Raw genomic sequence first — 22,800 nt, 5'->3', positions numbered from 1 at the left:
ACGGTGCACGGCCCGCCGGTATCTACGCAACCGTAACCCGGAAAACCTACGGCAACGAAACCGTAGGAACCCAGCAAAAGGGGCTCTGTGATCCCGATCACATAATTTTGGTCAGCTGACCATTGATTTGCCTTGGACGGCCGCCCAGATTTGTTGGATCGCAAGGAATCCGGAGTCGGTGCCACGCGGGATCAGGGTCGCGCGGCAACCATGCCGCAATGTCCGTCATTCGACGTCAGCGACCGCTCCGGCGCACGGAACGAGGAATTCCCGATATCGGTATTCCGCCGTGCCGATCACGTATCGCGCTGCCGGTTGATCCGCTCATGATTGGTCAACAGCAGGTGATCGAAAGCAGTGATGGTCTCCGGTGGCGGCGGCGGGACCAGTTTCAGGTCCGCGATCACCTGGGCGGCGACGTCGCGCAATTTGATGTTGGCTTCCTGCGACCGCCACACCAGCACTTTGAACGCCTGCTCGGCGTCGATGCCGTACATGCGCATCAGCACGCCCTTCGCCTGCTCGGTGACGGCGCGCGCGGCGACGACACCGGCGAAGGCCTCGTCGACGGCCTCCCCCGCGGCGGTGGCGGCCGCGGCGTCGACGGTGCCGGTGAGATCCAGGTAGTAGCCGGTGGTGGCGACCGGCTCGCCGTAGTCGTTGAGGAGGCGATCGGCGACCACCATCACCGTGTGCACCCGGCCGGCGGTGTCGAGGAACCGATGCCTGCTGGAGAAGGGCGCACCCTCGGTGATGGTGCGGTGGATCAGCCCGGCCACCACGTCGCGGTCGTCGGGATGCTTGTGCGAGAGCAGCAACTCGGTGGTCGGCTCGACCTCGCCGGGGGCGTAGCCGTGCATCCGGTACACCTCCGGCGACCATTCCCAGCGGCCGGTGGTGAACCAGAACGTGAAACGCCCGACCTGGGCGGGCCGGTACGCGCGCGCGAACCGCTCGTCGTCGCCGCCCACGGCCTCCGATTCCGTCACGACCCCATCCTTTCGCCTACGAGGTATTCGGAGCGGCAGTGGACGCCGGTTCGTAGGGCTCACTCCGATCTCGATAGGATGCCTGCCAGATAACCTATGCCCTGTGAAGCAGATATTATTTAGCACTCAACCCAGATGAGTGCAAGTACGGACGGCAGGTAATCTGAGACGGATCCAGAGCAACCGAGGTGAGGACGCATATGGTCTCCCCGCACGACGCGGTGCCGGCAGCGCAGGCGGTGTACGCGATCTCCGTGGCCGCCGAACTGGCGGGCATCGGAGTCCAGACTCTGCGCCTGTACGAACAGCACGGGCTGCTCACGCCCGCCCGCAGCGCGGGGGGTACCCGCCGCTACAGCGGCGACGACCTGACCCGTCTGCGCCGGATCACCACCCTCACCGAGGAAGGCGTCAACCTCGCGGCGGTCGCGCGCATCCTCGAGCTCGAAGACACCGTCGCCCGGCTGCGCGCCGAACGCGACCAGCTTCGTGACAGGCGGAAATAGCGGGCCTGCCACAGGCGGGTCCGCGCTAGCCTCGACACTGTGACTGCGAACCGGCCCGTACCCGACCGCCCCGCCGAACGGCATCGGCGGCCCGACGGGGTCGACGACGCGACCGTCGAGGCCGTGGGCAAGCTGTCCGAGGCCCTGGAGACGACCGAACGCGCCCGCGGCGCCCTCTTCGACTTCCACCAGCTCACCGGCGGAGCCGATCTGGCGCTGGGCGAAGCCGTGCAACTGCTGCGCGACGCCGGCCATCACGCCGTGGCGGATCGGCTGGAGACCGAGATGGTCGGCCGCAATGTCGTCCCCGGCCGCTGGACCTTCCAGCTCGTGGAGGAGTACGACGAGGGCTACTACGCCGACTTCCGCCGCGCCGAACGCGAGATCAGGGACGAACTCGTCGGCGGCCGCACCCACCTGTACGAGGCCGAGATGAAGGAAGCCCGCCGCACGCGCGGCCGTCCCGGCCACGAAGCCACGCCGAGCTAGCCGGTCAGCGCACGGTCACCACCCGGCTGTGCCTGCCGGTGGCGCCGTCGGGAAACGGGCTGACCCGCGCGTCGGTCTGCACCGTCCCGGAGCCGTCGACGGCGCGCACCCGCAGCGTGTGGCTGCCGGGCAGCGCGTCCCAGGTCCAGGTCCACTGCCGCCAGGTGTCGAGGGAGTAGGCCGCGGCGAGCGTGGCCTGCTGCCAGGGTCCGTCGTCGACCTGGATCTCGACGGCGGTGATGCCACGGCCTTGCGCCCACGCGACACCCGCCACCGTCACCGGTCCCGGCGCCAGTGTCGCGAAGGCGGCCGGAACGTCGATTCGCGAGGCGGTCTTGATGGGCGCGCGCTGCGCCCAGCCGCGGTCGGTCCAATACGCGCGGGCGCGGTCGAAGCGGGTGAGTTCGAGGTCGACGACCCATTTGGTCGCCGAGACGTACCCGTAGAGGCCGGGCACGAGCATCCGGACCGGATACCCGTGGGCTTGGGGCAGCGCCTCGCCGTTCATGGCGACGGCCAGCAGGGCGTCCGGGTTACCGAGGACCGCGTCGAGCGGGGTGCCCGCGGTGAAGCCGTCGACGCTGCGCGACAGGATCATGTCGGCGTCGGGGTCCGGGCCCGCCTCGGCCAGCAGGTCCGCCAGGCGGTAACCGGTCCAGGTGGCCGTCCCGGCGAGACCGCCCCCGACCTCGTTCGACACGCACGTCAGCGTGATCAGCGATTCGACGGCGGGCCGCGAGCTGAGCGCGTCGAAGTCGAGTTCGATGTCCCGGGCCACCATGCCGTGGATCCGCAGGCGCCACTGCGCACGGGTCAGCGCGGGCAACTGCAAGGCCGTGTCGATGCGGTAGAACTCCGCGTTCGGGGTGACCAGGCGGGTCAGGCCCGGAACGCCGAGGTCCATGGCGGGCAGCACCGGTGACGCGGGAGCCGTGACGCGCGGAAGCACGAAACCCGCACGGTCGGCGGCGATATCACGCAGCCGGGCACCGATGACCCGCCCCGCGGCGCCCGCGGCCGCCGCGCCTGCCGCCACACCCGCCACCGCCAGCAGGAAGCCGCGGCGGGACAGCCCGGCCCCGGGTCCGCCGGCGGCGGGAATCGTGAACAGCAACCAGGCCACCGCGACACCCAGCGCCGCCCCCACCAGCGCCGGAACGGCGAAGGACAGCTCCGCGGTAGGCCGCAGCAGCGCCAGACCCGCCACCACGACACCGAGCGCGCCCAGCACACCCGCCCCGAGCGCCGGCCTGCGACGCGCGACCAGGCCGAGCACCGCGGCCGCCACCGCCATGACCGCGAGCATCGTGATCGCCAGTGCCAGTTTGTCGTTGGTGCCGAACCAGCGAATCGCGCTGTCCTTCAACCATTTCGGTGTGTGGTCGACCACGGTGGCGCCGAGCACGTAGAACGAGGACGCGTCGGGATCGAGGAACGCGGCGACGAGGTGTCCGGCGCCGAGGACCGTCGCCGCGGCGGCGGTCATGGCGAGCACGGCGGTGGTGCGGCCGGGCAGCCGGGGGATGCGGCGGGCCATGGTGTCACTCCTGGGATATCGAGTGCCGGCCCGCCGCGGGGCGGGTCAGCCGACAGTCATGCTGACGATCGCCGGGGTGGTCGGCCCGGGGGAACCACCCGCGGGTTCGACCGTCACCGCGAGGGTGTCGGCGGCGACCACCGGCGTGACGACCGTGGATCGGCCGTCCATCACGGCCACCGATCGCGGTGTGCCGCCCTGGGGCACCACCCACAGCTGGTACGCGCGATCCGCGGGCAACGCGGGCAGATCCCGCATCGACACCGCCGCGGCGCCGAGCGACGCCGACTGGTACACCGTCATCGCGCCACCTCCGGTGACCCCGACGGAGTCCTCCCGGCTGTCGGGCTGGTCGACCACCTGCTGAGCGGTCACCGCGCCCGGGTTCTCGTTCGCCCGATCCAGGACCACCGCGATCCCGACACCGCCGACGGCGACGACCGCCGCCGCGGCGACCGCCAACCAGCGCAGCCGCCACAACTTGCCGGTGCTGTCGCGGCGGACGAGCGGACGCACCTGGGGATCGAGCTGATCCAGCGCGGCCATCAACGCGGTCTCCAGCCGGGCCGGCGGCGGCACCGCGTCGGACACGGTCAGCGCAGCCAGGGTCTCCTGGATGCGGCGCACCGCGGTGTGGAACTCCGCCGACAGGTCGGGGCCCGCGGCGGCGAGCCGCTCGTCGATCGCGCGCCGTGCCGCGGGGTCCAGCGCGTCCATGGCGTAGGGATAGGCCTCGTCGAACCACGACCAGGGGGTTCGCCGATCTGTCTCGCTCATCGGGAATTCCCTCCGGTCAAACAGTTCTCGAGTCGTTTCAAGCCGTCCCGGATCCGGCTCTTCACCGTCGGCAACGGCACCGCCAGGGTCTCGGAGACCTCGACGTAGGTGCGCCCGCTGTAGTACGCCAGCGCCACCGCCTCGCGTTGCAGGTCGGTCATCGTGTCGAGACAGTCCTGCACCGACTGTTCGTCGAGCCGCTGGGTGACCTCCTCGGCCACGCTGTCGTGGTCACGGCCCAGATGGGTGTGCCCGAACACCAGGTCGCGGCTCGTCGCGGACTGCTCGGCGCGCACCCGGTCGACCGCGCGCCGGTGGGTCAGCATCATCAGCCAGCCGATCGGGCTGGCCTTGTCCGGGTCGTAGTCGCCGGCCAGTGACCAGGCCTGCAGGAACACCTCCTGGGTGATGTCCTCGGCGGCGCCGTGGTTGCGCACCACCCGCAGCGCCAGCCCGAACACCCGGGGGCTGGTCGCGCGGTAGAACTCGGCGAACGCCGTCCGGTCGCCGTTCGCGACCTCGCCCAGCAGTGTCACCAGCCGGGCCTGGACGGCGCGATCGGGCCCGGCGGTGGCCGGGCAGGCCGGAGCCGGGTCGGCGACCGCGCGCAGGCGGATCGGTGCGGCGCCCGGCGAGTTCGTCATCGTGTGGTCCCTGCGTGCATCGGCATGAGAGGGATTTCGGCCAGGCCCACGGTTCGGATGGGCGCCGCCGAGAACTTTCTCCCGCGACTCTACGGCCCGCGGCGGCGCAACCATCGTCGACATCACGCCGCCGGCGGCATGAGCACGCTGTCGATCATGTACACGGTCGCGTTCGCGGTACGCACGCCGCCGCAGATCACCTTGGCGTCGTTGACCTTCAGGTTGTCACCGGATCCGGTGACCGTCACGGTGGCGCCCTCGACCGTCTTGTGCTCGCCGGGGATGTCCTTCGGCGCGGTCTGGCCGGGCACCACGTGGTAGGTGAGGATCTTGGTCAGGGTGGCCGAGTCGGTCTTCAGCGAGTCGATCGTGGCCGGGTCGATCTTCGCGAACGCGGAGTCGACCGGCGCGAACACGGTGAACTGCCCGCCGTTGAGGGTGTCGACGAGGTTGACCTGCGGATTGAGCTGACCCGACACCGCCGCGGTGAGGGTGGTGAGCATCGGGTTGTTGGACGCGGCCACCGCCACCGGGTCCTGGGCCATGCCGCTGACCGAGCCGGCACCGCTGGGCACCTGGGCCGCGTATTCGGCGCAGCCGGCGCCGACGAGGCCCGCGGCGGCGTCGGTGCCCGTGGTGGGGGCGGCGGACGAGGTCATCGGGGCGGACGAGGTCGCGGCCGAGGTGGTCGACTCGTCGTCGGAACAGGCGGAGGCGCCGAGCACCGAGCCGAGGAGGGCCGCCGCCACGAGGGTTGTGCGCAAGGGTCGCATGGGTTTTCCGTCGCTTCCGGGAGGGCGGCACGGGGCCGCGCTGAGATGAACGCAACGGAGTTCGGCCAGCCGCTCGGCCCGGATGGGTCCCCGCGTCAGCTGGTCTCGTGCCGTCCGCGCCGGCTGCCCGTGTACGCGAGTTCGCGCAGGCGGCTCACCGCTTCCGGGAGCAGCGCGACGCCGTCGGGCCGGTTCAGCATCGGGTCGAAGAAGTCGGTGCGGTGCTCACCCGGATCGGCCCGGCGCAGATCCAGTTCGCCCAGGGTGTGGACGTCGCCCGCCGCGTCGGCCACGAGCCGGAAGCGGATCACCCGGTCCTCGTCCAGTGCGTCGGCCACCGCGGCCAGCGACGCGGTGCCGGGCATGTCGTCGGTGTCGAGCGGATCGGCCAGCACCCAGGTCGGCGCCGAGTCCCCGAAACGGTAGGGCAGCAGCGAGCCGAAGCGGGCGGTGGCCCAGCTGCGCGCCGGCGTCACGACCATCCGGCCCAGCGTGCCGCGTCCGGTGGTCGCCAGGGCGAAATCCCAGGGATGATCGTCCCGGTCGAGCACCCGGAAGGCGAGGCCGAGCACATCGGGCAACCCGGCGGGCGCGCCGAAACCCTTCGACAGGCGGGCGATCACCGCGCGCTCCCCCGGCCCGAACCACGGGACGTAGTCGGCGGCGGCATGGAACCGGCCGGCCAGCCGGATCCCGCGCGGATGGAACACCCGCGCGTGCCGGACCCGCGCACCGGTCTCGAACACGCCACGCACGACGGCGGCGGGAATATCGGTCAGTGGCAGTCCTGAATTCTCCATATCCCGGGACATGCCCGGCGCCCGGCGGAACAAACAGCCGCCGCCCCGGCGCGCGGCACGGAGTGATTCGACGCCGGCAGGGCGGGTAGGTCCTTGCGGTGACGTCACATCGGCTCGACCAGCGCGACGCGCCACCCGGGCACCGATCATGATCGGCTCGGTGTCCGCCCCGGAGGCGGGAACTCTACGGCGGGCGGTGACCACGCCGCTGCTGTACTTCTTCATCCTCGGCGACGTGCTCGGGGCGGGGATGTATGTCCTGGTCGGCGATATCGCCCGGGAATCCGGCGGTGCCGTATGGCTGCCGTTGCTGACCGCGCTCGGCCTCGCCGCGCTCACCGCGGGCTCCTACGCGGAGATGGCCACGAAGTACCCGCGCGCGGGCGGCTCGGCGCACTACGTCACCACCGCGTTCGGTCCCGCGGCCGGGTCGTTCGTCGGCTTCTGCATGCTCGCCGCGGGCATCGTGTCGGTGGGGGCGCTGGCCCGCGCGTTCGCCGGGGACTATCTGCGGGCGCTGGTGACGGTGCCGACCGTGCTCGTCGTCGTGGTCTTCCTGGTCGCGCTGGCGGCGCTCAACATCCGGGGTATCAAGGAATCCCTCGGTGCCAATGTCGCCGCGACCGTGGTGGAACTGGGCGGTCTCGTGCTGATCATCGGCCTCGGCGCGTGGGTGATGCTGCGCGGCGACGCCGACCTGGACCGGCTCACCCAGGTGGGCACCGCCGAGCACGGCCCGGTCGGGGCGGTCCTCGCGGGCACCGTGCTCGCGTTCTACTCGTTCGTCGGCTTCGAGACCTCGGTGAACCTGGCCGAGGAGGTCGAGAATCCCCGCAGGTCCTATCCCACGGCGCTGTTCGGCGCGCTGTTCACCGCGGGCGTGGTGTACGTGCTGATCGGCATCGTCGCGAGCGCGTGTGTCCCGACCGAACAGCTGGCCACCTCGAGCGGTCCCTTGCTCGAGGTGGTGCGCGCGGCGGGGACCGTGCCCGACGGTCTGTTCAGCGTGATCGCGCTGGTGGCGGTGGCCAACGGCGCCCTGCTCACCGGCATCATGTCGTCGCGGCTGGCCTACGGCATGGCAGGCGACGGACTGTTGCCCGCGGCCCTGCGCCGGATCCTGCCCCGGCGCCGGACGCCGTGGGTGGCCGTTCTCGCCACCTCCGCCCTGTCGCTGATCCTGGCGCTGACCGCCGAAGTCGACTCGCTCGCCGCCACCCTGGTGCTGTTGCTGCTGATCGTGTTCGCCGCCGTCAACGCCGCGGTCCTGGTCCTGCGCCGCGAGCAGGGCGAGCCCGGCCACTTCCGGATCCCGGCCGTGGTGCCCTGCCTCGGCCTCGGCGCGTGCCTGTTCCTGTTCACCCGGATCGACCGCGAGGTGTGGGCGCGCGGACTGCTGCTCGTCGCCGCGGGTCTCGTGCTCGCCGGTGCCAACGCGATCCGGGCCCGCCGGGCCGCCGAGGCACCCGAGTGATCGGCATCTCAGCCCTCGCCGCGTGAGGTCCGGGGATGTCGGGTGTCTTCCTCGTACAAGGTGTCACAGCTGGGAACGAGGAGAACGATGACGAGCAGGGTGCGAGTGGCGGCGGTGCAGGCCGAGCCCCGATGGCTGAACCTGTCGGCCGGCGTCGACCAGGTCATCACGTTGATCGAGGCCGCCTCGGAGCAGGGCGCCCGGCTGGTCGCCTTTCCCGAGACGTTCGTTCCCGGTTTCCCGTGGTGGCTGTGGCTGCGCGCGGTGCAGTGGGACGGCGACATCCTGGCCAGGTACCGCGCCAACGCGATGGCCGCCGACGGTCCGGAGCTGCGGGCGATCCGCTACGCCGCGCGCCGCCGCGGCATCCACGTCGGCCTCGGGTTCGCCGAGCGGGCCGGGCAGCAGGTGTTCATGTCGCAGGCGTTGATCGACGACCAGGGCGACATCACCGTGTCCCGCAAAGCCCTGCCCACGGCGCTGGAACGGACCGTCTTCGGCACGGCGGTCCGCCGTCCGCTGGTGCGCGACACCACGCTCGGCCGGATCGGTGTCCTCGGTGGCACCGACCATTTCCTGCCCGGTGTCTGCGATGCCATGCACCAGGCAGGCGAGCAGATCCATCTGGCGTCCTGGCCCGGCTTCACCTTCGCCCGCCAGGACACCGAGAGCGAAGCTGCGGAGCTGAGTACCGCGGCAGGCCGCCGGTACGCCCGCGCCGCCCGTAGCTACCTGATCGCGCCGACGGCGGTGGTGCCGGTGCGCGGATGGCGGGCCGCCGACGCGGGCCGCCCCGAGGTCCTGCACGGCGGCAGCGGTGTCGCCCGCATCCTGGGCCCGGACGGTCGCGACCTCGCCACGCCGCTGCGCCCCGACGAGGAGGGCCTGCTCGTCGCCGACCTGATCGTCGCCACCGGCACCGACCGCCGCCCCGCCTTCCCCGGCACCGATCGCGCCCTGGCCTGATCCCGTCCGCCCACCGCGACACACCCGCGCCTCGCGGACGACCGGATGAGACGACCATCACTGATAGTTTGCGTGACGAATTCCTGCGCATCGGTGTCCATCACAGGAGCAGCGGAGGAGGTGCCGGTGTGACCACGACGTCGCCCGCACCCGAGACAGCGCTGGACGACGCGACCCTGGCCGGTCGGGCGCGTGACGGCGATGTCCGGGCATACGAGCAGCTGGTGCTGCGCTATCAAGGACCGATGTTCCGGCTGGCCGCCAAGATGCTGGCGGATCGGGCCGAGGCCGAGGACGTCACCCAGGAGGTGTTCCTCAAGGCCTGGCGCACGATCGGGCATCTGCAGGACGACGCCGCCTTCGCCGGCTGGCTGTACCGGATGACGACCAACCGCTGCCTCAACGTCCTGCGCGCCCGGCGGATCCCCGCCGACGTCGACCCGGACACGACGGCGTCACCACGCGCCGACACCAGGCCCGAGCACGCCACCGAGGTGAGCAGCCAGATGGCCGCGCTCACCGACGCGCTGCAACAGCTGACGCCCGAACAGCGCGCCTGCTGGCTGCTGCGCGAGGTGCACGGCCGGTCCTATGACGAGATCGCCGAGATCGTCGGCGCCAACAGCACAGCGGTGCGCGGGCGGATCGCGCGCGCCCGCGCCCAACTGGCAGAGGTGATGAAGCCATGGCGGTGACCCCCAGCACCGACAACGACTACCTGCTTCCCTGCGGACAAGGCCTGGAACAGGTGTGGGAACGGCTCGACGACCCGGCCACCGGCGACCACGACCCGGACTGCCCGCACTGCGCCGCGGCCAGGGAGAGCCTGCTGACCCTGCGCAACGCCACCCGCGAGCTGATCGACGAACCCGATCCCCCACCACCCGACCTGTTCGGCCGCATCATGTCCGCCGTCCGCGCCGACGTGCGTCGCGGCCGCACCCTCACCCTCGACACCCCGCATCCCGGATCGATCCAGGTCAGCGAGCAGGCGGTGGCCGTGATCCTGCGGTTCGCGGCCGACACCGTCGACGGCGTGCGCGCCCGCCGCTGCCGGGTGCGCGGCACCGAACCGGGCGCCGACGGCGAGCAGGTGATCTCGGTCGAGATGACCATCGCCGTGCGCCACGACGAGCACGCCATCGACACGCTGGTCGCCGCGGTCCGGGAACGGGCCCGCGCCGCCGCCACCGCTCGCATCGGCGTGCGCCTCGGCAGGCTCGACATCACCGTCGTCGACCTCTTCGAGGAGGAGCGGTGACGGGCACCGAACTGGTCGTCGGGGACGCGGTGATCGCGAGCGTGGCCGCCAGAGCCGCCCTGCTCGTTCCCGGCGTCGCCCGGCTCGAACCGGGCGTGCTCGGACTGGTCGGGCACCTGGCACGCTCCGGACGTCAGCTGTGGATCGGCCAGGAACCGGCCGCCTCGGCCGGGGTCCGGGTGCGACGCGCGGGCGGTCTGCTCGACATCCAGATCGATCTGGCGCTCTCGGCGTCGGGCCATGTCGCCGAGGTCGGCCGGGCCGTCCAGGCGGCGGTGGCCGGCGCCGTCGCCGAATCCACCGGCACCGAAGTCGACTCGGTGCAGGTCTTCGTACTCGATATCGAACCGGGACGACCGTGAGCATGCACGAGGACCTGACCGATCGGATCGTCGCGGCGATCGACGCCGTGGACGGCGCCCGTCCCGCGGTGCCGATGGGTCTGCACAACAGCCGCTGGCTGCCCTGGAACGCCGGGCGGGCCGCGGTCGATTTCGGCGAGTCGGTGGTGGAGATCCGGGTGGTCGCCACCACGCTGCCGCTGCCGCCCCTGCTCGACAAGCTGGACGCGGCGGTGCGCCCCGCGCTGGCCGGGACACCGTGGGACGGTGCGCGGTTGCGCGTGCACGTCGTCGATCTGCACGTGGACGCGTTCGACAGCGATCCAGATCACACCGTGGGCCCGTGACGATCCGCGGACCGCGGTGTCCTACCTATGACAGTTCGTCAACCCCTGCAGCACAACACAATCGGGAGGAACCATGACCGGCACGACCACCGAGAACAGCAAGGCAGTGGAGAAGACCGGCCGGGACGGGGCCAACCGGCCCAGCACCCTGGTGACCGACCAGGGCACGACCACCATCGCCGACACCGTCGTCCAGAAGATCGCCGGACTGGCCGCGCGCGAGGTCCGCGGCGTGCACGACCTCGGCGGCGGCACCGCCCGCGCGATCGGCGCGCTGCGCGACCGCATTCCGGGCGCGTCCTCGAGCATCGGGCAGGGAGTGTCGGTCGAGGTCGGCGAGAAGCAGGCCGCGGTCGATCTCGAGCTCGTCGTCGAATACGGCGTGGCCATCGCCGAACTGGCGATCGCCGTGCGCCGCAATGTGATCACGGCCATCGAGCAGATGACCGGGCTCGAGGTGGTCGAGGTGAACATCAACGTCAACGACGTGTTCATCGAGGACGACACCGACGAGCCGCAGCCCACCCGCGACCGGGTGCAGTGACATGAACGCCACCACGATCTGCCTCGTCATGGGTCTGTCCCTGGGATTCGCCGCCGCCTTCGGCGGGCTGGGCGCGTTCGCCGTCGTGCTGATCTTCGGTGGCCTCGGTCTGCTGATCGGGCGCTGGCTCGACGGTGAGGTCGACCTGTCCGGGCTGCTGCGCTCGGCGCAGGATCGGGGCAGGCGGTGACCAGCTCCGCCGCCGAGCTGCCGGGCGCGACCACGGTCGGTGAGCGCGCGGTCCGCCGGATCGCCGAGCGGGCCGCGCGCGAGGTGGCCGGGGTCGAGCCGGGCGCGCAGGTGAACGCGCAGGTCGTCGGGACCGGCGCGACCCTGCGCGTCCGGCTGCCCGTCCGCTACCCGCAGCCGGTCGGGCGGGTCACCGCCGAGTGCCGCGCCCATCTGATCGCCCGGACCGAGGAACTGACCGGCCTCACTGTGCCCCGGGTCGACATCGAGGTCTCGGCGATGGTGCCGGAACCGCCGGAGAGGAGAGTCCGATGACACGCCGTCCACGCCGGGTGATCCCGGCCGTGCTCACCGCCGTGATCCTGTGCGGCGCCGCCGTTCTCGTCGCGGTGTCGCTGATCCAGCGGCTCACCGGAACCCGGGAGTGGGTCTCCTACGACAGCCTCGCCACCCGGCTGCACGACACCACCTGGGGCAGCGCCTGGGTGCTGGCCGCGGGCATCGTCGTGGCGGTCCTCGGCGTGGCGCTGCTGGCGGTGGCGGCACTGCCGGGCAAGCCGGTCGTGCTCGCCCTGGAAGCCGGCGACGGGATGGACGCGGGAATCACCCGCCGCAGTCTGCGGCACGCGCTGACCGACGCGACCGGTCGCGTCGACGGGCTGGACAAGTCCCGGGTGGCGTTGCGCCGCAAGAAGATCCACGTCAAGGGCCGAACCCACCATACGGCCGAACACACCGCTCGTGAGGTCGGGCAGGCCGTGGCCGAGCGGCTGGACCGGATCAAGCCGGCCACCGTGCCCCGTCTGCGCACCAGCCTGCGCACGATCGGCCACCGAGGTTCGCGATGAGCACCACCGCCAACCGGCCCGCCCGGCTCAATCGCGGCATCCTCGGCCTGCTCGGCCTGCTGACGGCCACGGCGGGCGGGTTGCTGATCGCGGCGCATTTCGGCGCCTTTCACGTCGACGCCGGGGCGCCGCTGGTTCCCGGCACCGAGGATCCGCCGGGGCCGGTGTTCTACCTCGTCGTCGCCGGCGCGGTGGTCCTCGCACTGCTCGCGCTGCGGTGGCTGGCGGCGCAGTTCACCCGGCTGCCCAAGGCGAGCAGCTGGCTGCTCGACGATACCGGCGAGCAGGGCCGGACCGTCCTGGGTTCCGAGATCGCGGCCACCGCGGTGGCCGCCGATGTGGAGACCTACGAGGGCGTGCGTTCGGCGACGGCGCGGCTGTCGGGCAGCGCACTGGGCCCCGACCTGCACCTGCTCGTCGACACCGACCCGGCGGCGGATCTGCCCGCGCTGCGGCAGCGGATCCTGGCCCATGCCGTCCCCCGCCTGCGGACGGCACTCGAGCTCGCCGCCATCCCGGTGACGGTCGAGTTCCGGATCGCCGACCGCGGACGCACCCAGCGCACGCGGTGAGAGCTCAGCCCCGGCGCGGGCGATCAGGCCTTGGCATCGCCACCCGGCTTGTGCTCGCCGGGCCCGACGCGCCGCGGCATCACCTTCGGCCGGGTCCGCGCGGGCGCGCCTTCCGCGCCTGCGCGTTTGCGCCGTGACGCGCTCAGATCGAGGACGTTGTTCTCCTGGTCGGCGGTCTCGGCGGCCGGTGCCGCGGCCCACTCCGGCGGGTTCACCAGCCACGAACCGGATTCCCCCTGCAGTTCCGCGCGGGTGACCGGGCGGGTGGGCGCGGGATCGTGCACCCCCTCCGGCATCCAGGGCTGCGGGCGGGCGTCGCCGTTCTCGCGACCGCGTCGCGGGCGGCGCGGCAGCCGCACCACATTCGACGGCCCGGCGGGGGTCGTCTCGGGACCGGCCTCGGCGGCCTTCGCCTCTTCCCAGCGCCGGCGCAGCCGGTTCACCGCGTCGTATCTGCTGTCGTCCGCTCCCATCGTGAACCCCGGCCCGGTTTCCTGATCCGTCATCGAACTAGCCGCGAACAGGCGCCGCGACACCCATCGTTCCCACAGCGGTCAGCATTCCGAACTCCGTCCCAGGTCTATCGTCCACCTGCCCATTCTGCATCAAGCCACCGCAAGGGGTGTCCGGCACGTCCCGACGAGTCGGTAGTTCTTTCCCGGACGGCGGCGCGATTCGCACCGGAGTGCCGCGTGGACGTTCAGCGCGTCGGCAGGGTGGCGGCGGCCGCCCGGATGAACGACATCGCCAGCTCGAGGTTCCCCGGCTCGGGTTGGTGGGTCAGTTCCACGATCACGCTGGCGACGGTCGCCGCCAGCATGCGCGGGGCGAGGTCGTCGGGATTCCAGCCCTGTTCCTCGGCCAGCAGCCGCGCGCCGTCCTGGATCACGTCGGTGAGGCGTCCCCGGCACAATCCCTCGAGCTGCGGATTGGCCTGCAGCATGCGGTTGTACAGCTCGTCGACGCTGTCGCGCTCGGCCTGTTTGCGGCGCAGCCACTGCTCGACCGTGTCGAGGATGCCCTGCCCCGCCGGCCTGGCATGCAGGACGCCGGCGAACTGGTCGACGTACTCGGTGAAATGCGTCATCGCCAGCTCGAGCTTGGTCGGGAAGTACAGGGTGACCGTCCGCGGCGACACCTCGGCGACCTCGGCGATATCGGCGATGCTCGTGGCGTCGAAGCCCTGCTCGGCGAACAGCTGGTAGGCGGCGGCCAGGATCGCTTCCCGGCGCCGCGCCTTGCTGCGCTCCCTCAGACTGCCCGCGGTCATCCGGCAACCTTACCAGCGGCGGCGTTTTTACCTTTGACTGCAATTTTCCAGGTACGGCGTGACTGGACGCTTGTTCTCGATTTTCGGTGCTATGCAGGTAATAGCGCACTGCCATGACCGAGGGCCAGATCGTCCGAACAAGCCGGTCCCCCGCAGTACCGATCACGTGACCGGCACCAGTTCCATCTACCGAAGGAGACTGCGATGACCGATATCGAGCCGGTGCTCGAACCTGAGGCCGCCGAGTTCTGCCGGGCCACCGACACCCCGCCGTTCCTCTACCAGTTACCCCCGGAAGAGGGCCGCAAGGCCGTCGACGAGGTGCAGTCCGGCGACGTCGACATGCCGGACGTCGACGAGGAGTGGATCACGGTGGAGGGCGGGCCGACGGGCACCGTGCCGGTCCGCATCGTCAAACCCGCCGGGGCCACCGGACCGCTGCCGGTGGTGTTCTACATCCACGGCGCAGGCTGGGTCTTCGGCAACGCCCACACCCACGACCGGCTGGTGCGCGAACTCGCCGTGGGCGCGGGCGCGGCCGCGGTGTTCCCCGAGTACACCCTGTCGCCCGAGGCGAAGTACCCGACCGCGATCGAACAGAACTACGCCGTGGCGCAGTGGGTGGTGGCGCACGGCGCCGAGAAGGGACTGGACGCCTCGCGGCTGGCGGTCGCCGGCGATTCGGTGGGCGGCAACATGTCCGCCGTGTTCGCCCTCATGGCCAAGGACCGCGGCGACGTCCGGATCAGCCACCAGGTGCTGCTGTACCCGGTGACGAACGCCGACTTCGACACCGGCTCCTACCACCAGTTCGCCGAGCACTACTTCCTCACGCGCGAGGGCATGAAGTGGTTCTGGGACCAGTACACCGAGAACGACGCGCAACGGGCCGAGATCTACGCCTCCCCGCTGCGCGCCACGGCCGAGCAGTTGCGGGGCCTGCCACCCGCCCTGGTGATCACCGGCGAAGCCGACGTGCTGCGCGACGAAGGCGAGGCCTACGCGGCCGCACTGCGCGCCGCGGGTGTCCCGGTGACCCACGTGCGCTACGGCGGGATCATCCACGACTTCATGATGATCAACTCGATGCGCTCGACCCATGCCGCGACCTCCGCCGTCAAGCTGGCCCAGGACACCCTGCGCGACGCCCTGCACTGATCAGGCTCCCCCACGCCGTCCGGCAGTCCCACCGCCGGACGGCGTTTTCCTGCCGCCTCCGGCCCCACTGCAACGCACGTCACTGCCCTCCGCCGATGTGAGTGCTCTCATGCCCCGACTCTGTTGCCTCCCCGCAGGAATCGACTATTTTTGCAGTAGACAGTAATTCTGCATGGCGATGTAATCTTTGAGGAGATGGGCACCATGACGACCGCACTTCCCACCCACACCGTTTCCACCACCTTCCGCACCGGCGGCGGTTCGCGCGGCGGGGGGTTCCTGCGCGGCGACTCCGCGCCGATCCGGACCCTGCGCGTAATCGGCGCCACGCAGGCCGCGGTGGGCGTCGCCCTGGCGGTGTCCGCGGTGGCCGGGGCCTCGGTCGGCTCGGCCGCCGCCGCCATGGCGGTGCTGGGGCTGGCGTTCCTGCTGCTCGGCGCGGCAACGGCGGTTCGCCCCCGCGCGATCATGGACCGGGTTTCGCTCGGTACCTCGGCGGTACTGGCCGACGCGGTCCTCACCGTCGCGGCACTGGGCCTGATGATGGTCGGCTGGGCCGATCTGAGCACCGGCGGCGCCGTCACGATCCTGGCCGCGATCACCGTGGCCGTTGTCACCGCGATCGCGACAGCGTTCGCCGGGGTGCGCGACTGACCGGCATCGCTGGAATCGCCCGCAGCGACGCGGACGCGGCCGCGGCGAGCACCGCCGACACGGCGACGATCCCGGCCGCGATCGCGAACGCGGTGGCATAGGACTTCCCGACCACCGGCGCCACCACCAGCGGTCCCAGCATCTGACCCACGGCGAAGACCGCGGTCAACGTCGCCGCGGTCCGGGCGACGGGCAACCGGCCACCCACCTCGACGGCGAGCATCACGATGGCCATGAAGGTCGCCCCGAAGCCGGTCGCGGCGATCAGCGCCGCGAGGACACCGCGGTCCAGCGCCGGCGCCGTGATCGCGAGGCACTGCACGACCAGGGCCGCCACGAGCGCCCGATCCGCACCGACGCGGCGGGCCACCCGGTGCCAGAGCACCGTCGCGGGCGCGGCGGCCACGCCGACCAGGATCCACAGCGACGACCCGGCCGTGGACACTCCGCCACCGGCGCCGGCCACCGCCGCGACCAGGAACGTCCCGACGATGATGTAACCGAGCCCCTCGGCGAAGTACGCGGCCGACAGCAGCACCCAGGCCCGCCGGACCCGCCGATCGCGCCCCGCCCCGTCTCGCGGCAGGTCACCGCCGGTGGTCTCGCCGCGGATGTCGAGGGCCGTGGCCGGAATCAGCAGCAGCGCGGTCACGATCGCCGATCCCACCCACATGCCCTGCCAGGACAGCCAGTTCCCGGCGAGCAGGGTGAACACGCCGCTGATCGCGATACCGACGCCGACACCGGCGAACGCCACACCCGAGGACGCGCCGTCACGCCGGTGCCGGGCGACAGTGGCGGCACAGGCGATGAAGATCGCCGCACTGGCCGCGCCCGCGACGAACCGCAATCCGGCCTGGATCATCACCTGCGCCGACAGCGCCATCGCCGCCTCGCTGACGACCAGTACCAGCGACCACGCCAGGAAGGTGCCGCGTCGGCTCAGGTGCGGCCTTCTCGTCAACAGCACCGCACCGGCCAGATAGCCCGCGTAGTTGCCGGTCGCGATGACCGCTCCGTCCGCCGCGCCGATCCCGGCCGTCGCCGTCATGATCGGCAACAGCGGCGTGAAGACGAACCGCCCGACGCCCATCGCGGCCGCCAGGCCGGCCGCGGCGGCCACGCCGACACGCGGCCCGCTGAGACGGGAGGCGGAAGCAGACGACATGGTCACCGCATTCTCGACTGCGCCCTCATCGACCGTTCCGCGCGACGCGCCGCACCCACCGCCGACGGCGAGCTGTTCCTGCGGCGCAGCCGCGCCATCCTGACCGAGCTGACCGAACTGCAGGCGGAGATGCGGTCGCTGACGCAGGTGCGGGTGGGGTTCTCCTGGTTGCTACCCACCGACTGGTTCGCCGCCACGCGGGCGCGCTACGAGCGATCCGGTGCCCAGGTCAGCCTTGTCCGCAGCGACAACCCGGCCACGGACCTGCGCAACGGCGTGATCGACATCGCCGTGGCCCGCACCGTCGGACGCGCCGACGGATCGATTCGCTGGCGGCCGATCGGGACCGAGGAACGGGTACTGGCGGTGTCGAACCGCTCCGAGCTCGCCCGATCCCCGGAGCTGCGCTGGTCCGACCTCGCGCACTATCCGCTGGTCGTGAACACCGAATCGGGGACCACCACCCCCGATTGCTGGCCGGATCCCGATCCGGACCGGGAGACGGTCACCTGCCGCAACTTCGACGAGTGGATCGAGCTCGTCGCCGCCGACCGCGGTATCGGCGCGGTTCCGGCGCTGGCCACCCATCGCGCACCCCATCCCGGCGTCGTCTACCGGCGGCTTCCCGACATCCCGCCGTCGACCCTTTATCTCGGCTGGCGGCGCACGCCGGAACCCTCTCGATCCCTTCGCCGGTTCCTCGACGCCGCGCTCACCGATCCCCCGGCGGTCCTCCACTGATCCACGCCCCCACCTAGGAACCCGCAGTTACCCACGATGTAAGCAGTGTCGACACTTGTTAAATTGGGGACATGGCAACGACGAACACGCCGTACCACCACGGCGACCTCCCCACCGCGCTGGTCCGCGCGGCGATCGAGCTGCTCGAGGAGAACGGCGCCACCGAGTTGTCACTGCGTGCCGCCGCACGGCGCGCGGGGGTGTCCACCGCGGCGCCCTACCGCCATTTCGCCGATCGCGACGCGCTGCTGTCGGCGGTGGCCGCGGTGGGATACCGCGACCTGGCCATGGAATTGGCGGCGGCGGGAACCGCCCCGGCCACTGCCGAGGATTTCACGGCGATCGCCGTCGCCTACGTGCGCTTCGCATTGAACCGGCCGGGCCTGTTCCGCGCCATGTTCGCCGAACCGTGCGATCCGTCCGACCCCGACCGGCTGGCGGCCACCACCGCCATTCACGAATACGTCAGATCGATTGTGCGGAAAGCATTTCCGGACTCCGACGAAGAAGCTCTCGCCACCGCGCTGTGGTCGATGGTGCACGGCCTGGCTTTCCTGTACCTGCACGGAAAGTTCGACGCGAGCGTGCCCGGCGAACTCGAGCGCCGCGTGCACGCGACGGTCGTCGCGATTCTCGATCTGCCGACGCCCGCGGCCGAGGCCGGGCACAACGGCTGACCGTGTCGGGACGCGCCGGTCAGCGGGCGAGCGAGGGATCCCAGCGGTTGGCGATCAGCTTGAAGCTCGGAGTGTCCGCCAGGGAGGTCACCGCTTCGTAGATGCGCTCGTAGCGGGTCGAGGAGATGCGCCACACGCCGTCGGCGTCCCGGCGATAGGTGTCGGAATAGTATCCGCCACCCCGGATCTGGAGCTGGGCGGCCGGGACCAGCACGGTGTCCTCGAAGGCCCACGATCCGGTCGCGGTCTCGCCGTCGACCTCGATCTCGGGATGGTTGGCGATGTGCACCGTGACGATCCCGGACCCGAGGTTCTGCTCCATGAACGCGACGACATCGGCGCGGTTGTCGTAATGCAGCGGCTTGTCCATGGCCTGGGTGCCGTAGCGCGCGGAGATGTCCTCGGCGAGACAGTCCGCGAACTCGTCCCACAGCTTCAGATCGAGCGTGCGGAAATAGCGATGTTTGAGGCGCTTGATCTCCTCGATCGCGACAAGGTCCATCGCCGCAGTGTAGAACGCGTTCTAGATTCGGTGGGGCTATTCCGCCCGGTCAGGCGCCGAGCAAGCGGATGTCGGTGTCGAGCAACGCCGCCGTCTCGGTGAGCTTGCGGTCGTCGGCCGGTGAGCCGACGCGGTCGAGCAGGTCGGCACGGGTGATGACGAGCAGCCCGCCACCGGCGTAGTCGGTGCCGGAATGGACGCCAACCTTGCCTTCCGACAGCACCAGTCGCGCGTCGGCGGCGGTGGCGTCGAGCAGGGCCCGCAGGTCGTCCTCGGTGACGGTCGCGGCCGACCCGGCGCCGGTTTCCCGCAGCGCGGTCGCCAATTCCCCGCGTAGCCGTGCCACGGTCGCTTCGTCGCCGGCGTCGCCCGCGGTGGTGATGTCCTGCCGCAATTGCGCGATGATGTCCTGCGAACCCATGAAGTCCTCCTCTGTTCCGGCAAGTCCGTTCTCTCGTGGCGGTACCGCCGATCGCGGTTTCTAAACAGTATCGCCCGCGCAGCGACGCGTCACGCGATCGTGCGCGGTGTTGACCGGCTCGGCCGAGGAGCGGACACTTGATGCCGGTATTCGGCGTTCGAAACACCGCAGCCCGATTTCGGGGCGCAGCATCACACCATTCCCATTCCCGGAGGAGTGACAATGCACGCGAGTACTGGGCGGATCGCCGCCGTTCTCACCCCCTTTGTCGCGGTAGGTGTCAGCCTGGGCGCCGGACCTTCGGTCGCCGCGACACCGCCGACGATCTCGGTCACCCTGGAGGGTTCCGACAGCTGGAATATTTCCTGGGACGGATCGCCGGCCATGAATTGCACCCTGTTCGTGAACAATGTGCCCAATCCCGACGCGAATCCCGCGCCCGCGGTGTTCACCGCCTTGGTGATCCCGTCGATTCCGCCGGGATCGTACGCGGTGCGGGTGGAATGTCCGCTGGCGAGCGGAAACACCAGCAATACGGTGACGTTCTACACCCCGCGCAATGCCGTCAACGACGCCAGGACGCAATTCAGCAATGCCACCCAGGGCGCGACCGGAAGCTGATCGGTGGCGGTGTCCTAGTTGGGCGCGTCGGCGACCTCGATATCGAATTTCACATTGTCGTCGTCGTCGACCGAGGTGACCGTCACCTTCACGTCGTAGGTGGCGCCCTGTTCGGTCAGGGTGCAGGTGATGGTGGCGCCCTGCTCGGCTTTCAGGTCCTCGGGGCAGGTGACCTCGTCGGGAGTTTCCCCGACTTGGGCGGCGAGCTGGGTGCTGATCTGGTCGGCCACCTTCTCCTTGTCGACAGTATCGGTGCCGATCGAGACCGAACATCCGGCGGCGGCGAAACCCAGCGACACGAGCGCGGCGAGCACGGCGGGAGTGGTGCGGAGAGTCCTCATGATCGAACCTCACTATCGAGGGAACAAGGGCGTGCCGTCTGCAAATTTACTCCGCGATACGGCGGCGGACGCCGAAAACCACACCCCAGTCCTATTCGGGGTCATACCAGAGGATTACGAGCGACGAGAAATCCGCCGTTAGCGTCGGATGTCGACACCACGCCCCTCCGCTGTCAGGACGAGCTATGCCGACTTCCTCCCTGGTTCCCGAATCATCGCCGCCACGGCGCGGCGCGGACGGTGACTACGCCCGCCTGTTGCGCCGGGTCTCCGCCGCCGGACTGCTGAACCGGCGGCCCGGTTACTACGCGGTCCGGCTCGGCCTGGTCGGGGCCGCGTTCGTGGCGGGCTGGGCGGCGTTCGTGGTCGTCGGCGATTCGTGGTGGACCTTGCTGGTCGCCGCGTTCCTGGCGGTCACTTTCGCGCAGATCGCCCTGGTCATGCACGATGTGGCCCATCGTCAGGTCTTCCGGCTGCGCCGGCCGACGGAACTGGTGGGACGGCTGGTCGGCAACGGGGGGATCGGTCTGGGCTACGGCTGGTGGCAGGACAAGCACACCCGCCACCACGCCAATCCGAATCACGAGGACCTCGATCCCGATGTCGCCCCGGATATTCTGCTCTGGTCCCAGCGGCAGGCACGGTCCAGCCGTGGTCTGCCGCGACTGCTGGGACAGGCTCAGGCATACCTGTTCTTTCCCCTGCTGTTGCTGGAGGGCCTGAATCTGCACGTGGCCGGCGTGCGCGCGCTGCGGCAGGCGAAGCTGAAATATCGCGCCTGGGAAGGCGCGCTGCTGTTCAGCCATTTCGCGCTGTATCTGGCCGCTGTGTTCGCCGTGCTGCCCGCGGGCAAGGCCCTCGCCTTCTTCGCGGTCCATCAGGGCCTGTTCGGCCTGTACATGGGCTGCATCTTCGCCCCGAACCACAAGGGCATGCCGACGCTGACCGGCGACGACCGTCCCGACTATCTCCGCCGCCAGGTCCTGACCTCGCGAAATGTGCGCGGCGGCACGATGATCGATCTCGCCCTGGGCGGTCTGAACTATCAGATCGAGCACCATCTGTTCCCGAGCATGCCCACGCCGAACCTGCGCCACGCCCAGGTCATCGTCCGTGACCATTGCCGGGAAATCGGTGTGCCGTACCACGAGACGGGGCTGATCGCGTCCTATCGCGAGGCGCTGACGCACCTGCATCACGTCGGCGCACCGCTGCGCGCGGCCGCTCAGCCGAAGTAGTCCGCGTACTCGCGGTACGGCACCTGACCGGTGGGGCTGGCCGCGATGGCGTCGGCCACCGGCGGCGGGATGGGCGTCCAGTAGGCGGGCATGCCCGCCGCGAGGGTGGGATTCAGGACGTAGATCAGCGCGAAGTTCACGATCCACAGCGGTGGCGCCATCGACATGCCGACCCGGGTGCTCACCCCGCCCTTGGTATTGGTGACCAGCTGCGCGGTCCCCGACATCTGCTGTGCCGCGAACCCGTACACCGCCTGGACGGTGTAGGCGGAACGGTAGAGCGCGACCAGCGTGTGCGCGGCGCCGTTGTCCCGCAACCAGTTCCCGACATACCCGCCGGGCGCGATCAGGGTGTTCACCTGCCGGGTCGGCGCGGCCGCGTTGGCCGGGCTCTGCAGCAGCCCGGCCGGATCGACGTACAAGCCGTAACTGGCCAGCACCGTCGACAGCGGCTGCCCGTCGGCCCTGGAAGTCAGGGGGTTTCCGACCGTATTGGTGAGGATCTCCACGCACGCGACGATCACGTCGGCCGCCGCGCGGTCGCCGCCGACGCCGCCGCCGGTGGTGAGATCGACGTACTGCTGCTCGGTGAGCGCGTCGGCGCGGCTGAGCCCCACCTGTCCCGCGATCGCGTCGGCCCATTCCTGGCCGAGTGGCTGATTGAGCTGGTCCGGCCCGGTCAGCTGGGTCGGTGCCACGTGTTCGTAGGTGGGCGCACCGGCGAAGGGGATCGCGAACCCGCTCTCACCGGTGTTCGCTATGGGCTGTCCGGCGACCGGCTGGGCGGATGCCAGGGCGAGCAGGCACGCGCCGAGCACGGCCAGGACCGAGAGGGCACCGCGGCGGGCGGTCGATGCACGCCGACGCCGCGGGGCCGCGTACCGCGTGCCACGCATCGTCTACCTCTCAGAGCGCTGTCGGAGGAGGTAACACCTGCTTCCCAGTCAGTCAA

Annotated in this window: 32 protein-coding genes; 19 read left to right on the top strand and 13 right to left on the bottom strand. The window is 70.7% G+C overall.

Annotated elements, in window-relative coordinates; translation table 11 throughout:
- Positions 1-296: 296 nt before the first annotated feature.
- A complete protein-coding gene (locus tag EL493_RS16730; RefSeq protein WP_019050533.1) occupies positions 297-989 on the bottom strand; it encodes a PAS and ANTAR domain-containing protein in 693 nt (230 codons plus the stop codon).
- Positions 990-1,189: 200 nt separating this feature from the next.
- Here EL493_RS16730 and EL493_RS16725 point away from each other — a divergent pair, with 200 nt between their 5' ends.
- Together EL493_RS16725 and EL493_RS16720 are read left to right on the top strand one after the other, a co-directional pair.
- Positions 1,190-1,495: a MerR family transcriptional regulator gene (locus EL493_RS16725; protein ID WP_019050532.1), complete on the top strand. Its 306-nt coding sequence runs from the start codon at positions 1,190-1,192 to the stop codon at positions 1,493-1,495.
- 39 nt (positions 1,496-1,534) lie between these two features.
- On the top strand, positions 1,535-1,984 hold the full coding sequence (locus EL493_RS16720) for a hypothetical protein (RefSeq protein WP_019050531.1): 450 nt from the start codon (positions 1,535-1,537) through the stop codon (positions 1,982-1,984).
- 4 nt (positions 1,985-1,988) lie between these two features.
- Here EL493_RS16720 and EL493_RS16715 read toward each other — a convergent pair whose 3' ends face one another.
- The 5 genes from EL493_RS16715 to EL493_RS16695 all read right to left on the bottom strand — a co-directional run bounded on the left by EL493_RS16715 (position 1,989) and on the right by EL493_RS16695 (position 6,515).
- Positions 1,989-3,521, bottom strand: a complete 1,533-nt coding sequence (locus EL493_RS16715; protein WP_019050530.1) for a molybdopterin-dependent oxidoreductase — start codon at positions 3,519-3,521, stop codon at positions 1,989-1,991.
- Positions 3,522-3,566: 45 nt separating this feature from the next.
- Positions 3,567-4,298, bottom strand: coding sequence for an anti-sigma factor (locus EL493_RS16710; protein ID WP_019050529.1), 732 nt, complete (start codon positions 4,296-4,298; stop codon positions 3,567-3,569).
- Positions 4,295-4,942, bottom strand: coding sequence for an ECF RNA polymerase sigma factor SigK (sigK, locus tag EL493_RS16705; protein WP_019050528.1), 648 nt, complete (start codon positions 4,940-4,942; stop codon positions 4,295-4,297). The genes EL493_RS16710 and sigK overlap by 4 nt, the downstream gene beginning before the upstream one ends.
- Positions 4,943-5,064: 122 nt before the next feature.
- Positions 5,065-5,715 carry a fasciclin domain-containing protein gene (locus EL493_RS16700; RefSeq protein ID WP_022565681.1) on the bottom strand — a complete coding sequence of 217 codons (651 nt, stop codon included), beginning with the start codon at positions 5,713-5,715 and terminating at the stop codon, positions 5,065-5,067.
- 95 nt (positions 5,716-5,810) lie between these two features.
- Positions 5,811-6,515 (bottom strand): hypothetical protein, encoded by a 705-nt coding sequence (locus EL493_RS16695; RefSeq protein WP_019050526.1) that lies wholly within the window; start codon positions 6,513-6,515, stop codon positions 5,811-5,813.
- 160 nt (positions 6,516-6,675) lie between these two features.
- Here EL493_RS16695 and EL493_RS16690 point away from each other — a divergent pair, with 160 nt between their 5' ends.
- The 11 genes from EL493_RS16690 to EL493_RS16640 all read left to right on the top strand — a co-directional run bounded on the left by EL493_RS16690 (position 6,676) and on the right by EL493_RS16640 (position 13,057).
- Positions 6,676-7,989, top strand: a complete 1,314-nt coding sequence (locus EL493_RS16690) for an APC family permease (RefSeq protein ID WP_022565683.1) — start codon at positions 6,676-6,678, stop codon at positions 7,987-7,989.
- An 87-nt stretch (positions 7,990-8,076) separates the two neighbouring features.
- Positions 8,077-8,955, top strand: coding sequence for a nitrilase-related carbon-nitrogen hydrolase (locus EL493_RS16685; protein WP_022565684.1), 879 nt, complete (start codon positions 8,077-8,079; stop codon positions 8,953-8,955).
- 128 nt (positions 8,956-9,083) lie between these two features.
- Complete coding sequence (locus EL493_RS16680; RefSeq protein WP_019050524.1) at positions 9,084-9,650, top strand: RNA polymerase sigma factor; 567 nt, start codon at positions 9,084-9,086, stop codon at positions 9,648-9,650.
- Positions 9,641-10,216, top strand: coding sequence for a hypothetical protein (locus EL493_RS16675; RefSeq protein ID WP_019050523.1), 576 nt, complete (start codon positions 9,641-9,643; stop codon positions 10,214-10,216). Before EL493_RS16680 ends, EL493_RS16675 begins: the two co-directional genes overlap by 10 nt.
- Positions 10,213-10,578, top strand: a complete 366-nt coding sequence (locus tag EL493_RS16670) for an Asp23/Gls24 family envelope stress response protein (protein ID WP_019050522.1) — start codon at positions 10,213-10,215, stop codon at positions 10,576-10,578. The genes EL493_RS16675 and EL493_RS16670 overlap by 4 nt, the downstream gene beginning before the upstream one ends.
- Before the next feature lie 2 nt (positions 10,579-10,580).
- The gene (locus tag EL493_RS16665) at positions 10,581-10,904 is read left to right on the top strand and encodes a hypothetical protein (protein ID WP_022565685.1); all 324 of its coding nucleotides are present in this window, start codon (positions 10,581-10,583) and stop codon (positions 10,902-10,904) included.
- A gap of 73 nt (positions 10,905-10,977) precedes the next feature.
- Entirely contained in the window at positions 10,978-11,448 is a 471-nt protein-coding gene (locus EL493_RS16660) for an Asp23/Gls24 family envelope stress response protein (protein WP_019050520.1), read from the top strand.
- Between the two features lies 1 nt (position 11,449).
- The gene (locus EL493_RS16655; RefSeq protein ID WP_019050519.1) at positions 11,450-11,638 is read left to right on the top strand and encodes a hypothetical protein; all 189 of its coding nucleotides are present in this window, start codon (positions 11,450-11,452) and stop codon (positions 11,636-11,638) included.
- Positions 11,635-11,952, top strand: a complete 318-nt coding sequence (locus EL493_RS16650) for an Asp23/Gls24 family envelope stress response protein (RefSeq protein ID WP_019050518.1) — start codon at positions 11,635-11,637, stop codon at positions 11,950-11,952. Before EL493_RS16655 ends, EL493_RS16650 begins: the two co-directional genes overlap by 4 nt.
- Positions 11,949-12,485, top strand: coding sequence for a DUF6286 domain-containing protein (locus EL493_RS16645; protein WP_022565686.1), 537 nt, complete (start codon positions 11,949-11,951; stop codon positions 12,483-12,485). The genes EL493_RS16650 and EL493_RS16645 overlap by 4 nt, the downstream gene beginning before the upstream one ends.
- Positions 12,482-13,057, top strand: a complete 576-nt coding sequence (locus EL493_RS16640) for a hypothetical protein (RefSeq protein ID WP_019050516.1) — start codon at positions 12,482-12,484, stop codon at positions 13,055-13,057. Before EL493_RS16645 ends, EL493_RS16640 begins: the two co-directional genes overlap by 4 nt.
- Before the next feature lie 23 nt (positions 13,058-13,080).
- Here EL493_RS16640 and EL493_RS16635 read toward each other — a convergent pair whose 3' ends face one another.
- Together EL493_RS16635 and EL493_RS16630 are read right to left on the bottom strand one after the other, a co-directional pair.
- Positions 13,081-13,563, bottom strand: a complete 483-nt coding sequence (locus tag EL493_RS16635; RefSeq protein ID WP_022565687.1) for a hypothetical protein — start codon at positions 13,561-13,563, stop codon at positions 13,081-13,083.
- Between the two features lie 194 nt (positions 13,564-13,757).
- Positions 13,758-14,327: a TetR/AcrR family transcriptional regulator gene (locus tag EL493_RS16630; RefSeq protein ID WP_019050514.1), complete on the bottom strand. Its 570-nt coding sequence runs from the start codon at positions 14,325-14,327 to the stop codon at positions 13,758-13,760.
- Positions 14,328-14,531: 204 nt separating this feature from the next.
- Between EL493_RS16630 and EL493_RS16625 the strand changes: the two genes are divergently transcribed.
- On the top strand, positions 14,532-15,485 hold the full coding sequence (locus EL493_RS16625) for an alpha/beta hydrolase (RefSeq protein WP_019050513.1): 954 nt from the start codon (positions 14,532-14,534) through the stop codon (positions 15,483-15,485).
- Between the two features lie 204 nt (positions 15,486-15,689).
- Complete coding sequence (locus EL493_RS16620; protein ID WP_022565688.1) at positions 15,690-16,139, top strand: hypothetical protein; 450 nt, start codon at positions 15,690-15,692, stop codon at positions 16,137-16,139.
- On the opposite strand, the gene EL493_RS16615 is transcribed toward EL493_RS16620, so the two are convergent.
- Positions 16,099-17,307 carry a YbfB/YjiJ family MFS transporter gene (locus tag EL493_RS16615; RefSeq protein WP_052023862.1) on the bottom strand — a complete coding sequence of 403 codons (1,209 nt, stop codon included), beginning with the start codon at positions 17,305-17,307 and terminating at the stop codon, positions 16,099-16,101. The two genes, EL493_RS16620 and EL493_RS16615, sit on opposite strands and share 41 nt — an antisense overlap.
- A 129-nt stretch (positions 17,308-17,436) precedes the next feature.
- On the opposite strand from EL493_RS16615, the gene EL493_RS16610 reads away from it, so the two are divergent.
- Both EL493_RS16610 and EL493_RS16605 read left to right on the top strand, forming a co-directional pair.
- Positions 17,437-18,048, top strand: a complete 612-nt coding sequence (locus EL493_RS16610; protein WP_019050510.1) for a LysR family transcriptional regulator substrate-binding protein — start codon at positions 17,437-17,439, stop codon at positions 18,046-18,048.
- Between the two features lie 71 nt (positions 18,049-18,119).
- Positions 18,120-18,725: a TetR/AcrR family transcriptional regulator gene (locus EL493_RS16605; RefSeq protein ID WP_019050509.1), complete on the top strand. Its 606-nt coding sequence runs from the start codon at positions 18,120-18,122 to the stop codon at positions 18,723-18,725.
- A 19-nt stretch (positions 18,726-18,744) separates the two neighbouring features.
- On the opposite strand, the gene EL493_RS16600 is transcribed toward EL493_RS16605, so the two are convergent.
- Together EL493_RS16600 and EL493_RS16595 are read right to left on the bottom strand one after the other, a co-directional pair.
- Complete coding sequence (locus EL493_RS16600) at positions 18,745-19,227, bottom strand: nuclear transport factor 2 family protein (protein WP_019050508.1); 483 nt, start codon at positions 19,225-19,227, stop codon at positions 18,745-18,747.
- A 49-nt stretch (positions 19,228-19,276) separates the two neighbouring features.
- Positions 19,277-19,648, bottom strand: a complete 372-nt coding sequence (locus EL493_RS16595; protein WP_019050507.1) for a hypothetical protein — start codon at positions 19,646-19,648, stop codon at positions 19,277-19,279.
- Positions 19,649-19,870: 222 nt separating this feature from the next.
- On the opposite strand from EL493_RS16595, the gene EL493_RS16590 reads away from it, so the two are divergent.
- Positions 19,871-20,269 (top strand): hypothetical protein, encoded by a 399-nt coding sequence (locus tag EL493_RS16590; protein WP_022565690.1) that lies wholly within the window; start codon positions 19,871-19,873, stop codon positions 20,267-20,269.
- 14 nt (positions 20,270-20,283) lie between these two features.
- On the opposite strand, the gene EL493_RS16585 is transcribed toward EL493_RS16590, so the two are convergent.
- Positions 20,284-20,610: a DUF4333 domain-containing protein gene (locus tag EL493_RS16585; protein WP_022565691.1), complete on the bottom strand. Its 327-nt coding sequence runs from the start codon at positions 20,608-20,610 to the stop codon at positions 20,284-20,286.
- A gap of 185 nt (positions 20,611-20,795) precedes the next feature.
- Between EL493_RS16585 and EL493_RS16580 the strand changes: the two genes are divergently transcribed.
- Complete coding sequence (locus EL493_RS16580; protein ID WP_019050504.1) at positions 20,796-21,848, top strand: fatty acid desaturase family protein; 1,053 nt, start codon at positions 20,796-20,798, stop codon at positions 21,846-21,848.
- Here the strand turns inward: EL493_RS16580 and EL493_RS16575 are convergent.
- Positions 21,836-22,744 carry a hypothetical protein gene (locus EL493_RS16575; RefSeq protein WP_022565692.1) on the bottom strand — a complete coding sequence of 303 codons (909 nt, stop codon included), beginning with the start codon at positions 22,742-22,744 and terminating at the stop codon, positions 21,836-21,838. The two genes, EL493_RS16580 and EL493_RS16575, sit on opposite strands and share 13 nt — an antisense overlap.
- Positions 22,745-22,800: the final 56 nt, after the last annotated feature.

It is taken from the genome of Nocardia asteroides, from assembly GCF_900637185.1.
Lineage (GTDB): Bacteria > Actinomycetota > Actinomycetes > Mycobacteriales > Mycobacteriaceae > Nocardia > Nocardia asteroides.
This window is presented reverse-complemented; position numbering and strand designations above follow the sequence as displayed.